The organism is Pseudomonas sp. CGJS7 (assembly GCF_036961695.1).
In genome coordinates this window covers 106,647-119,451 of sequence record NZ_JBAMDI010000001.1, presented here as the reverse complement: position 1 = coordinate 119,451, position 12,805 = coordinate 106,647, and the positions used below count along the sequence as shown (strand labels likewise).

11 protein-coding genes are annotated in these 12,805 nt (G+C 62.5%); 8 read left to right on the top strand and 3 right to left on the bottom strand.

Going from position 1 to position 12,805, the window contains the following annotated elements; genetic code table 11:
• Positions 1–85 precede the first annotated feature (85 nt).
• Both V7787_RS00510 and V7787_RS00505 read right to left on the bottom strand, forming a co-directional pair.
• On the bottom strand, positions 86–1,405 hold the full coding sequence (locus V7787_RS00510; protein WP_010954102.1) for an LLM class flavin-dependent oxidoreductase: 1,320 nt from the start codon (positions 1,403–1,405) through the stop codon (positions 86–88).
• 57 nt (positions 1,406–1,462) lie between these two features.
• Positions 1,463–2,401 carry an ABC transporter substrate-binding protein gene (locus tag V7787_RS00505; RefSeq protein ID WP_010954101.1) on the bottom strand — a complete coding sequence of 313 codons (939 nt, stop codon included), beginning with the start codon at positions 2,399–2,401 and terminating at the stop codon, positions 1,463–1,465.
• Between the two features lie 295 nt (positions 2,402–2,696).
• Between V7787_RS00505 and V7787_RS00500 the strand changes: the two genes are divergently transcribed.
• Together V7787_RS00500 and V7787_RS00495 are read left to right on the top strand one after the other, a co-directional pair.
• A complete protein-coding gene (locus V7787_RS00500; protein ID WP_104887634.1) occupies positions 2,697–3,305 on the top strand; it encodes a cysteine dioxygenase in 609 nt (202 codons plus the stop codon).
• A complete protein-coding gene (locus V7787_RS00495) occupies positions 3,302–4,885 on the top strand; it encodes a rhodanese-related sulfurtransferase (protein WP_104887633.1) in 1,584 nt (527 codons plus the stop codon). The genes V7787_RS00500 and V7787_RS00495 overlap by 4 nt, the downstream gene beginning before the upstream one ends.
• A gap of 192 nt (positions 4,886–5,077) precedes the next feature.
• Here the strand turns inward: V7787_RS00495 and V7787_RS00490 are convergent, their stop codons facing one another.
• Positions 5,078–5,884: a hypothetical protein gene (locus V7787_RS00490; protein WP_336084746.1), complete on the bottom strand. Its 807-nt coding sequence runs from the start codon at positions 5,882–5,884 to the stop codon at positions 5,078–5,080.
• 655 nt (positions 5,885–6,539) lie between these two features.
• Here V7787_RS00490 and V7787_RS00485 point away from each other — a divergent pair.
• From V7787_RS00485 to V7787_RS00460, 6 genes are all read left to right on the top strand, one after another.
• Positions 6,540–7,565 (top strand): ABC transporter substrate-binding protein, encoded by a 1,026-nt coding sequence (locus tag V7787_RS00485; RefSeq protein ID WP_121161660.1) that lies wholly within the window; start codon positions 6,540–6,542, stop codon positions 7,563–7,565.
• 38 nt (positions 7,566–7,603) lie between these two features.
• On the top strand, positions 7,604–8,629 hold the full coding sequence (locus tag V7787_RS00480; RefSeq protein ID WP_198746934.1) for an aromatic ring-hydroxylating dioxygenase subunit alpha: 1,026 nt from the start codon (positions 7,604–7,606) through the stop codon (positions 8,627–8,629).
• A 65-nt stretch (positions 8,630–8,694) separates the two neighbouring features.
• Entirely contained in the window at positions 8,695–9,543 is an 849-nt protein-coding gene (locus V7787_RS00475; RefSeq protein WP_104961692.1) for an ABC transporter ATP-binding protein, read from the top strand.
• Between the two features lie 85 nt (positions 9,544–9,628).
• On the top strand, positions 9,629–10,357 hold the full coding sequence (locus tag V7787_RS00470; RefSeq protein ID WP_014862030.1) for an ABC transporter permease: 729 nt from the start codon (positions 9,629–9,631) through the stop codon (positions 10,355–10,357).
• A 38-nt stretch (positions 10,358–10,395) separates the two neighbouring features.
• Positions 10,396–11,826 carry an amidohydrolase family protein gene (locus V7787_RS00465; RefSeq protein ID WP_064492004.1) on the top strand — a complete coding sequence of 477 codons (1,431 nt, stop codon included), beginning with the start codon at positions 10,396–10,398 and terminating at the stop codon, positions 11,824–11,826.
• Positions 11,823–12,767 carry a PDR/VanB family oxidoreductase gene (locus tag V7787_RS00460; RefSeq protein WP_064492003.1) on the top strand — a complete coding sequence of 315 codons (945 nt, stop codon included), beginning with the start codon at positions 11,823–11,825 and terminating at the stop codon, positions 12,765–12,767. The genes V7787_RS00465 and V7787_RS00460 overlap by 4 nt, the downstream gene beginning before the upstream one ends.
• Positions 12,768–12,805 lie beyond the last annotated feature (38 nt).

The following is a 12,805-nucleotide window of genomic DNA, read 5'->3' as shown; positions in this document are numbered from 1 at the left end:
TCTTCGCGACCAAGGACGTTCCTACAGGTGATTGAAGATCCCTGTAGGAACGGTTGTTAGCCGCGAAGAGGCCGGCCCAGGCGATCTAGCGGCCAGACCGCGGTATCGCCAACCCCAAGCTTTCCCGAAGGGTCGTGCCCTCATACGCCGTGCGATACACCCCACGTGCCTGCAGCAACGGTACCACTTCTTCGGTAAACCGCCGGAACTGGCCAGGATGACCAATGTAGATATTGAACCCATCCAGCGCCCGCGCTTCGAACCACTCGGCCATCTTCGCCGCCACGGTTTCGGCCGAACCAACGAAGGCCCCTGGCCGTAACTGACGGCCAAACTCAACAGCCTGACGCAGACTGAAGGCCTTGTCCCGCGCCTGGTCGGCAATACGCTTGGCATTCGTGAAAAAGCTGCTCCGTGCAAACTCCAGGCTCTCTTGCGGGAACGGGGCATCCAGGTCGTACTGGCTGAAATCATGCCAGCCGAAGTTGCGCCCGAATTCCTTCAACGCCAGTTCGAAACTGTGGTCGGCCTGATGGTAATGGCGCTCGATCTCACGGGCGTGGGCGTCGTTGTCACCCACGTAGATCTCCGCGCCGGGCAATACCAGCAACTGCTCCGGGTCGCGACCCAGGCGCGCGGCGCGGCGTTTGATGTCGCGGTAGAAGGCCTGGCCCTGCTCGATGCTGGCGGCGTGGGTGAACACCACATCAGCCGTGGCGGCCCCGAGCGCTCGGCCTTGTTCGGAATCGCCCGCCTGGAAGATCACCGGCTGCCCCTGGGGCGAGCGCTGGATGTTGAGCGGGCCGACGACCGAGAAATGCTTACCCTTGTGGTTGAGCGCATGCAGCTTGGTCGGGTCGAGGAACCGGCCACTGGCCCGATCACGGGGGAAAGCATCGTCTTCGTACGACTGCCACAGCCCCTGCACGACTTGCACATGCTCCTCGGCACGGGCGTAACGGGTGTCGTAGTCATAATGCTCGTCGAGCCCGTAGTTACCGGCAGTGCCGGCATCGCCGCTGGTGACCACGTTCCACCCTGCACGGCCCTTGCTGATCAGGTCCAGCGAAGCCAGGCGGCGGGCGACGTTGAAGGGCGCGTTGTAAGAAGTGGTAAGGGTACCCACCAGGCCGATATGGCGGGTGCTGACCGCCAGAGCCGAGAGCAGGGTCAACGGTTCCAGCCGATTGAGATAGTGCGAAGGCGAGCCGGGGGTGATGAACTGGCTGTCGACGATGAACATCAGGTCGAACAACGCGGCTTCCGCCTGCCGGGCGATGGCGATGTACCAGTCGATGTTCACGCTGGCGTCGGCGGGCAGTTCGGGGTCGAGCCACAGGTTGTGCCGGCCCGGGCCGCCACTGCCCATGGTCAGGGCGCCAAGTTTGATCTGTCGTTTGCTCATGGGAGTTCCTGTTGGATGGTCCATATCTGAATGCCGCCGCGGTCCTTGCGCAGCGGCCTAGTTATTGCCGAACGCTGCGTTGAACGAGGTATCGAACAGGCTTTGCGCCGGGTATGCCTTGATCAGCCCGAGCCCGGAGAAGAAATCCACGGTTTTCTGCGCATCGGCGATCACCTGCGGGTCCAGCGGCGCGAGGTCGGTGCGTGCACGGGCGAACCAGGCACGGGCGATGTCGCGATCAGCACGGGTGAGCTTGGCCCACGCGTCGGCGTAGGCCTCGGTATTGGCAGGGGCACTCAGGGTCCAGTCACGGGCCTTTTTCAGGCGCTGGAGGAAATCGGCGATCTGCGCACGCTTGAGTTCCACCGCCTTGCTGTTGGCGACCACGAAGCTCTGCGCCGGGATTACCCCATCGGCGGTGGCCAGCACCCGGGCGCCCTGCCGCTCCTGTTGAGTGACGTAAGGCTCCCAGGTGGCGATCACATCCACCGAACCACCGTCCAAGGCGTGGGATGCATCCAGCGCACTGAGGTAACGCAGCTCCACGGCATCACGCGGCACCCCGGCCTTGTCCAGGGCACTGAAAAGCAATTGCTGGCTCCACGAGCCTTTCCAGATGGCCGCGCGTTTGCCGCGCAGGTCCTGCAGGCTATGGATCGGCGAATCCTTGCGCGCCAGGATGGCCACGCCTTCGAGGTTCTGCCGGCTGACCGCAATCACCTTGATCGGCGCCCCCAAGGCACCGAGGAACAGGGGCGGCGCGTCGCCCAGCAGGCCGATATCGAGACTGCCGACGTTGAGCGCTTCGGCCACCGGGGAGCCTGCGGTGAACTGCTTCCACTCCAGGGTGTAAGGCAGTTGTTCTAGCACGCCGGCGGCTTCCATCACGGCACGAGCGTTGTAACTCTGGTCACCGACCACCAGGGTCTGGGCGGCGGCGGCAAGGCTGAAAGTGGTGGCCAACACGGTGGCGGCCAGCTGTTTGAAGTAACGCACGTTCGTCTCCAGATACCCGCTTGGGGCATGTGAGGCGATCCGCGCGTGCGGTCTCGTCTGTGGTTTATATAGCCATAAGGCATTAATTGAATGTTTTTTATAATTTAATCTTTTCTTCAAGTCCTGTGAAATGCACATTGGGCATATCCTCATGCCTTTCACTGCGGCAATTTCAAAAGAAACGGTCCATTCTGTAAATGCATATTTTGCATATTAGCTTATGTTTATTTTGCATTTTGAGAATAGAAAAAAGGTTTGCTAGGGTTAACTGAAACCTGAGAGCAGAGCCTGAACCATGACCGAACCCCTGCGCCCGCAGCGCTTGCGCCACTTCATCGACCACCTCGCCACGCTGCTTGACCAAAAGCCTGACGAAGCCACCCTGCTCGACGCAGGCCAAGGCCTGCTGGCCGAGCTGGTCGCCCATGACGACTGGCTGCCGGACGACCTCGCCCAGCCCGACCCGCAGCGCTATCAGCAATACCTGCTGCACTGCGACTCGCGCCAACGTTTCTCGGTGGTGAGCTTCGTCTGGGGCCCGGGGCAGCAAACACCGATCCACGACCACCGGGTCTGGGGGCTGATCGGCATGCTGCGCGGTGCCGAGCACGCTCAGGGCTTCGTGCGTGACGCCAGGGGCGCTTTGTTGCCAGAGGGGGCCCCCATCCGTCTGATGCCCGGCCAGGTGGAAGCGGTGTCGCCGCGCATCGGCGACATTCATCAGGTGAGCAATGCGTTCGCCGACCAGGTATCGATCAGCATTCACGTCTATGGCGGCAACATCGGCGCCGTCAAGCGCGCGGTGTACGCCTTGGATGGCAGCGAAAAACCGTTTGTCTCCGGCTATTCCAATACCCGCCTGCCAAACATCTGGGACCTGTCCAAAGAGAACCCTGCCCCATGAGCACCGTCACCACCCGCCGTTACCACGACATCCGCCGTGCTTTACTGGCCAAGGAGGAGCTGGCCCTGATCGACGTACGCGAAGAAGACCCTTTCGCCCAGGCCCATCCGCTGTTCGCGGCCAACATACCCCTGTCGAAACTGGAGCTGGAAATCTTCGCCCGCGTACCCCGGCGGGACACCGCCCTCACCGTCTACGATGACGGTGAGGGGCTCGCCGCTGTCGCCGCGCAGCGCTTACTGGCCTTGGGCTACGTCAATGTTGCCGTGCTTGATGGCGGCCTTGCCGGCTGGCGCGCTGCGGGCGGCGAGTTGTTTCGCGATGTCAACGTGCCAAGCAAAGCTTTCGGCGAACTGGTGGAGAGCGTGCGCCACACGCCTTCGCTGGCTGCCGAACAGGTCAAGGCGCTGCTTGATGGACAGGCCAATGTGGTGGTCCTCGATGCCCGCCGTTTCGACGAATACCAGACCATGAGCATCCCCGGCGGCATCAGCGTGCCTGGCGCCGAACTGGTGCTGCGCGTGGCAGAACTGGCGCCTGACCCGGCGACCCAGGTGATCGTCAACTGTGCCGGGCGCACCCGTAGCATCATCGGCACCCAGTCGCTGATCAATGCCGGCATTCCCAATCCGGTGGCGGCCCTGCGCAATGGCACCATCGGCTGGACCCTGGCGGGGCAGCAACTGGCTCATGGTCAGGACCGCCGCTTTGCCGAGGTCACTGCGGTTACCCGCGCCAACGCCGCCGGCCAGGCCCGGGCGGTAGCAGACCGCGCCGGCGTGCTGCGCCTGGACCGCGCCGGGCTGGGCCAGTGGCAGGCCGACACGCAGCGCACCCTCTACCTGTTCGATGTGCGTACGACCGAGGAATACAGCGCCGGTCATCTGCCGGGCAGCCGCCCGGTGCCCGGCGGGCAACTGGTTCAAGAGACCGACCACGTCGCCAGTGTGCGCGGGGCGCGCATCGCGCTGGTGGACGACGATGGCGTGCGCGCCAACATGAGCGCCTCGTGGCTGGCACAGATGGGCTGGCAAGTCGCTGTGGTCGACGGGCTGACTGCAGCGGACTTCAGCGACCGGGGCGAATGGCAACCGCCGCTGCCCGAATTGCCGGAGGCCAGCGAAATAACCGTCGAGCAACTGGCCAGCTGGCTGCAGGAAGACGGCACCGTAGTACTGGACTTCACCGCCAGTGCCAATTACGTCAAGCGCCATATCCCGGGCGCGTACTGGGCGATCCGTGCCCAGCTGGCCGACGCCCTGGAACGGCCGCCCGAGGCCCGCCGTTATGTGTTGACCTGTGGCAGCAGCCTGCTGGCGCGTTTCGCCGCGCGCGACCTGCAGACGCTGACCCGCACGCCGGTTTACGTGCTCGCAGGAGGCACCGCACGCTGGATCGCCGCCGGTCTTCGATTGGAAGGCGGTGAGGCCCGCCTTGCCGTACCGCGCAGCGATCGCTACCGGCGTCCCTATGAAGGCACAGACAACCCACACGAGGCGATGCAGGGCTACCTGGACTGGGAATTTGGCCTGATTGCGCAGCTTGAGCGCGATGGCACTCATGGTTTCAGGGTGCTTTGAACCGTATCCACGGTGGTATCTGAAACGACGCGCTGGATCGAAAGCGGGCCTGGACGGCCGAAAGCTTTCGAACCAGACGCGTTACAACGGTAATAACCGTTGCTGGTCGGCTCTCGTCGATACACAACGCTTGATGAGTGATGATCAACGGAGCCTGTACCAGATACTCAGTGGTGGGTCTGAAACATCACATTAGAAATGCACCTTGATCAATGCACTCAACGCGTTCTGATCGGTCGGAAAGCCGTGGCTGTCTTCGATGCCATATTTGTCGGACCAATAGTCCCATTCGATCCCGGCATAGAAACGCGCCGGCGCTTGCCCCATCGCCTTACCGACGTCGTACTTGATCTGGGGGTTGAAGTGGAAACTCTTGGCTACGTAGTTCGAGGTACCCTTCGTCCCCACATCATTGACGTACCACTCCAGATAACCGTCGAACAAAATGTCTGAGCGGCCGAGCGGTATCGTCATGGCCCAGGTCGGGTTGATCTGCCACTGTCCAGACGCTTTACCGGTTACCCCATCGGGCTTGCGGTAGTAAGTGTTGAGTGAAAAACGATCAAATCCAGGCAGGCTCAGGTCAACAGCGGGCCCAAGCAGGTACTTTCGATTGCGCCCTTCTCCGCGCTCATAGGTGGCAGCGATCAACACATCCTTGACGATGCCATAGCTGAGACGGTGACCACTGATTTTGCCGAGCGACAGTCGCGGTGAAAACTCGCCGTAATAGGTGTAGCCATCGTTGCCGGACAAGCCGTTGGACCACTTGTTATCAACGAACAAGAACATGTCGCCCCACGTCCAGCCACTGGCGTGCTCGAAGGTGATGGTTTGCTGGATATCGTTGCCGGTGCCATCGACTTTATAACCGTGACCGTAGAGGTAGCTGAGGCTGTTGTTGCTCCACATCAGCGGATTCGCCTGGGCACTGCCAGTGGCCAACGCGCAGAGTGGGACGACGCTGTGAAGCAGCCAGGAAAGAGCGTTCGGTTTCATTTGCATCCCTTGGGTCGTGATTGTTGGTTTTCGCCAGCAAGGGGATGCAGCAGCGGACGACCTCTCCTCTGGCCCCGGCTCATGCCGAGGCGCCACCCTTGCCGGGGGAGCGGCGCAAGGCCGCCAGAGCAATGTCCCATGCCATGCCTGGCACTGACCGCTTCTACTCGAGTTAGCGCAAAGCAGGGCGCGTGCCAACTAATCGGATACACGTAAATTGCTTATTGTGAGCAATCCCAAGCATCAATGAACACCATCCCACCAGAACATTGCGCACTTTATTAGTGCTCAATCGGTACGTTCTGCACCTTCTCAACTCACGCGTCAGTGCCGGCCCCCTCGGGTGCGGGTCGCTACACCGCAAAGTCAGCGGTTTCATGAAATTGGCATGCTTCTGGCTTCTTGTATCAGCGAGTAGAAGCGGTCAGTGCCAGGCATGGCATGGGGCATTGCTCTTGCGTCCTTCGGGGCGTACATCCGAGCGGATGTTTGAACGAGGCTATGGCAGCCCCGGGCAAGAGAGCAATGTCAGTCGCCAGTTCACGCCCTTTTGCTTCGCGACGCCATTCTCTTCCCCCGTTCTCTCCGCCCGGCTCCTTCGCTGTCGCGCTATCCGGCGCACGGCGGTTTTTTGAATCGGGGTGAAGAACACATGATGAAAACGCGTTTTGCCTTGGCTCGCCCGTTACGCTCGCTGTTGGCAGCAGCGTTGCTCCCCACCACGCTGACGATTGCTCCGCTGGCGATCGCTGGCGACAAAGTCGTGTTGCTGACCTCCTGGTATGCTCAGGCCGAACAGGGCGGCTTCTACCAGGCACTGGCCGATGGGTTGTACGAAAAGGAAGGCCTGGATGTGTCCATCCGAATGGGTGGACCACAGGTCAATGGCATGCAACTGCTGGTCAGCAAGCAAGCTGATTTCATCGTCAACTATGACCTGCAGATTCTAAAAAGTGTCGAGCAAGGCCTGCCAGTGGTCGCAGTGGCTGCGCCCTTCCAGGGAGACCCGCAAGGGTTGATGACCCACGCGGACGTCAGCGGACTTGATGGGCTTGGCGGCAAGCCTGTGCTGGTGTCCACCTCGGGCCAGCAAACCTGGTGGCCTTGGCTGAAGGGTAAGTATCAATTGGCTGACAACCAGGCGCGGCCTTACACCTTCAACCTGCAACCCTTTCTAGCCGACCCGCAAACCACACAACAGGCGTATGCCAGCTCGGAACTGTTCCAGGCGATAAAGGCAGGCGTGACCCCTAACTTTTTCCTCTTCGCAGATGCCGGTTATCCACCCTACGGATCCACCGTGGTCACCCGTCAAGACATCATCGCTGAGCACCCGGAGCGGGTAGCAGGTTTCGTGCGCGCGTCCATGGAGGGTTGGAAGCGCTATCTGGATGACCCCAGCGCCGGCAATGCACTGATCAAGCGCGACAACCCCAACATGACCGATGAACTGCTGGCCTGGGGCGTCTCGACCCTCAAGCAGTACCGCCTGATCACCGGTGGAGAGGCCGCAACCCAGGGGATCGGCACCATGACTGACAGCCGCTGGCAAGCGACCCGCGACTTCATGGTCGAGGCGGGTCTGCTCGGTCCCGACGCACCTTGGCGCAACGCGTATACCACGCGCTTTGTGCAAGACCTGAAGGTACTCCCTGAGGCCGAGCAGGTCGGCAGCCGCTGAACACCATAACAAGCTCAACGCTGTGAGGAATCCTGATTATGTTGGTTACCAAACAACCTGTATTGCGCCGTTTCTGGTATGCCCTGCTCCCCATGACAGCCCTCGAAGACGGCCCCAAACCATTCACCCTGCTGGGTGAAGCGCTGGTGTTGTGGAAGCGTCCCGATGGTACCCCGGTGGCAATGCGGGACCGCTGCTGCCACCGCACCGCCAAACTGTCCAAAGGCTTCGTCAGTGCTGAAGGCAATATCGCCTGCGGGTATCACGGCTGGGAATACGACTGCACCGGCACGTGCGTGAAGATCCCGCAGAATCCCACCGGCGCTATTCCTCCGGGTGCCGTGGTGAAGGCTTATCACTGCCAGGAAAAGTACGGCTATGCCTGGGTCAGCCTGGACGACCCGCTACAACCGATCCCTGAGTTCCCGGAAGACGGCGCCCCCGGTTACCGACGCATCTTCCAGTTTTACGAAGAGTGGAAGACCAGCCCGCTGCGGGTCATGGAGAACTCCTTCGACAACTCGCACTTTTCCTTCGTGCACAAGGCCAATTTCGGCTTGTTCGACCAGCCGCAACCGGCCAGTTACGAGTTTCGCGAAACCGATTATGGCTTCGAAGCCGAGACCCGTGTGCCGATCCGCAACCCCGAGGCAAGCTTCCGTATCACCGGTACGACCGAGCCGATTACCCAGCGGCACCTGCTCAACCGCTATTACCTGCCCTTCTCCCGGCGCTTCGGCTGCATGTATCCGGACAGCGGTATCCATCACATCATCTACAACTGCGCCACGCCCATCGACGACAACCGACTGATGCTCGTGCAGTGGTTGTATCGCAACGACAGCGAAGAGCAATGCTCGACCCAGGAACTGATCGACTGGGACGCAGCGATCACAGCCGAAGACCGCGACATCCTGGAGGCTACCGATCCTGACGCATGTGTCGACACCAGGCGCAGGGTGGAACTGCACATGCCATCGGACAAGCCTGGGTTGGTTATCCGTCGGCAACTACTGGGTCTGCTTGAAGCCCATGGCGAAAGCGAAGTGTTCCTCAGCCACTGACACTTGCCCAACGCCCCGGTGCGCCGGGGCATACACCACCGCTCATGACCCACGGGGAGAGCGCTATGTTGATGCAGACCCTATCCAAGGCCGACGTCCAGCCGCAGGCCCTGCCGAACACCATCGGTGTGGACACCCCTTTGTTCGCCAATCAGGTGGAAAAAACCTACAGCAATGGCACCCATGCCTTGAGCCGCGTGAAACTGGCGATCGAACGCGGCGAGTTCGTCTCGCTCTTGGGCCCGTCGGGGTGTGGCAAAAGCACCCTGCTGAAAATGTTCGCCGGGCTCGAACAGCCCTCCGCCGGCCATGTGCGCTGGTGGGGCAAGGATGCCCCGGGTACGGACCACCACGCAGGCACACCGGGGCGCAGCCTGGCCATGGTGTTCCAGGAAGCCACCCTGATGCCATGGGCCAAAGTGCACGACAACGTGCGCTTGCCCCTGGACTTGGCCGGCGCCCCCAAGGCCCAGAGCCAGCCCAAGGTGCAAGCCGCCCTGGAACTGGTGGGGCTGGGCAAGTTCGGCGACGTTTACCCGCGGGAGCTCTCCGGCGGTATGCAGATGCGCGCCTCCATTGCCCGGGCATTAGCCACCGAACCCAATCTGCTGCTGATGGACGAACCCTTCGGCGCCCTGGACGAGTTCACCCGCAACAAGCTCGATAGCGACCTGCGCCAGCTCTGGCTCCAGCGCGACCTGACGGTGGTATTCGTGACCCACAGCATCTTCGAGGCGGTGTACCTGTCTTCGCGGGTGATCGTGATGGGCGCGCGTCCCGGTCGAGTGATCGCCGATGTAATCATCGACGGCCCACTGGAGCGCGACGAGGCATACCGCACTTCACCGGCGTTCATCGAGCAATGCGCGCACCTGTCCCGACTCCTGGCCCAGGCCAATGGCGACCCTTCCTGAGAGCATCATCATGAGCCGACCCTCTACTCCCTGGCTACGCCACCCTTCTGTACTCCGCATCGTTTCACCGCTACTGGTTGGCGCCTTGCTGCTCGGCGTCTGGCAACTGGCATGCATCGCCTGGAAAGTCCCGGTGTACCTGGTACCGTCACCAGCCGATATCGGCCGCACCCTGGTCGCCGATGGCCCGATGCTGCTGGGGGCACTGTGGATGACCCTGAAGATCACTTTCCTGTCATTCGCCCTCGCCGTGGTCATCGGCACGCTGGCGGCGTTCGTGTTCGTGCAGAGCCGCGTCGTGGAGGCCAGTCTGTTTCCCTACGCGATCCTGCTGCAGGTAACGCCGGTGGTGGCCATCGCGCCGCTGATCATCATCTGGTGCAGCGACACGACCTTGGCGTTGGTGATCTGCGCCACGCTGGTGGCGATCTTCCCGATCATCGCCAACACCGTCCTGGGCCTGCGCAGCGTCAACCCTGGCCTGCTCAACCTGTTCCACCTGAACCGCGCCAGCCGCTGGCAAGTGCTGTTGCGCCTGCGCATTCCCAGCGCCTTACCGTGCTTTTTCGCTGGCCTGCGCATCGCCAGCGGCTTGGCCTTGATCGGCGCGGTGGTGGCCGAGTTCGTCGCCGGTACGGGTGGCACGGGCGCGGGCCTGGCGTATCAGATCCTGCAAGCGGGATTCCAGCTCAACATTCCCCGCCTATTCGCCGCCCTGGTGTTGATCGCCCTGACCGGCGTGGCGCTGTTCAGCCTGATGGCTTTGCTGGCTCGGTTGAGCCTGCGCCACTGGCACGAAAGCGAACTGGGCTGACTTCCCTGCGAAACGCTGTACTGGCTATGGAGACGAACATGAAACACACCAACAGCTGGCTGATCCGTAACGCCAGCGCCATCCTCACTGGCCTGCGTGGCGGCGCCGCGCGCCATGTGGGGCCGGACATCCGCATCACCCAAGGGCGTATCGCTGCCCTGGGCTCGCTGCAACCGTTACCCGGTGAGCAAGTGCTCGATGCCACCGATTGCGTGGTGTATCCAGGCTGGGTGAACACCCATCATCATCTGTTCCAGTCCTTGCTCAAGGGCATTCCCGCTGGCATCGACCAGAGCCTTGGTGCCTGGTTGGGGGCCGTGCCCTATCGCTATCGCGGGCTGTTCGATGAGCACAGTTTCCGCTTGGCCGCACGGGTCGGGCTGGTGGAGCTGGCCCGCTCCGGCTGCAGCACGGTGGCCGACCATCATTACCTGTACTTGCCAGGCATGGCCTTCGACAGCGCACAGATCCTCTTCGAAGAGGCCAAGCGCCTGGGGCTGCGCTTCGTCCTTTGCCGGGGCGGCGCAACCCAGGTACGTCAGGCTGAAGGCCCCGCGACAGCCGGACCTGAGACCCTCACGCAGTACCTGGACGATGTTCAGCGCTTGGTACAGGTCTACCATGATCCCGCCGACGATGCCTGGCGCCGTGTGGTAATGGCACCGACCAGCCCGCCCTACTCCATGCCGCCCGAGCACCTGCGCGAGACCGCCCGCGCCGCACGCCGCCTGGGCATCCGCCTGCACAGCCATTTGAGCGAAACCGTGGAGTACCAGAACGAAGTCCATGATCGCCACCGCCTCTCGCCCGTGGTGTTCTGCGCGGAGCAGGAATGGCTCGGGCCGGACGTGTGGTTCGCGCACCTGGTCAAGCTGAGCGCCGAAGAAATCCAGCTGCTGGGCGCCACCGGCACCGGCATCGCCCACTGCCCACAAAGCAATGGCCGGCTTGGCAGTGGTATCGCAGATATCGTTGCCATGGAGGCCGCAGGCATGTCGGTCTCGATCGGCGTGGATGGCGCTGCCTCCAACGAAGCCTGCGACATGATCAGCGAAACCCACGCCGCCTGGCTGATGCAAAGGGCCAAGGCTGGCGAACGCGCCATGGCCCGCCATGCTGGCGGCGATCTGGAGGGTGGTGCCCATGTCACCAGCGTGGAGGACGTTGTGCGCTGGGGCACAGCAGGTGGCGCCCAGGTGCTGGGCCTGGACGCCATCGGCACGCTGCAGGTCGGCATGGCGGCGGACCTGGCGATCTACCGCCTCGATCAACCCCGCTACTTCGGTCTGCACGATCTGGGTATCGCGCCAGTGGTAGGCGGTGGCCGTCCGACGCTGCGGGCATTGCTGGTAGGCGGCCGCCTGAGCGTGGAAAACGATGCGATTCCTGGCCTGGACCTCGCCGAATTGGGCAGCCAGGCACGCCAGGCTGTACTTCATCTGCAACAGGCCGCGGGGGTACGCGCATGAGCTGGACACCTCTGCAGGTGCGGGCCCTGCGCCTCGAAGCCGAAGACGTGCTGGGTGTCGAACTGGCCCCGCCGGGTCCAGCTTCCCTGCCCTTCGACTGGGCACCCGGTGCTCATGTGGACCTGCGCCTGGGCAATGGCGTGGTACGCCAATACTCAGTGGTCAGCCTGCCCGAGGACGGTCATGTATACCTGGGCATCAAGCGCGAAAAAGCCTCCCGCGGCGGCTCGCAATGGCTGCACGAGCACCTGCGGCTGGGTGCCCGGGTGGAGGTGGGCCTGCCGCGTAATCTCTTTAGCCTGCAACCTGGCACAGGACAGGTCGTCTTGGTGGCCGCAGGCATAGGAATCACGCCACTGCTCGCCATGTACCGGCAATGCCAAGCGCAAGGTCGGTCGGTGCGCTTGCTGTTTTTCACCCGCGATGCCAAACAGGTGCCTTTTATCCAGTACCTCGATGCGAATACCGAGGTTCATGCAGGCTTGCGCGCCCCGATGATCGCCGGGTACCTGGAGGAACACCTGCCGGCCTGGGACGGCAGCGCAAGCCTCTATTGCTGTGGCCCTGCCGGTTTCATGGCGTGTGTCGAACAGGTCGCGCTGGCAAGCGGCTGGCCAACCACGGCGCTTCACCGCGAACATTTCCAGGCCACAGAGCCCACCTTGCACGTCGAGCGTCACTGCACACTGGTGCTACAGCGCAGTCGTCTCCAGGTCGAGGTGCAACCGGGTGAAAGTTTGGTACAGGCGGCATCGCGGGCGGGCGTGGAGCTACCCGTGTCATGTGGAATGGGTATCTGCGGCGCCTGTGTCAGCCGGGTCATCGAGGGGGCGCCTGATCACCGCGACGAGTACCTCAGCGATGCCCAGCGCAACAGCGGAGAATGGATAACGCCCTGCGTATCGGGCTGCCACAGCGCCCGGTTGGTGCTGGACGTTTGACCATCGCCCGCAGCTGCCCGAGGGCCAACGGCTGACGG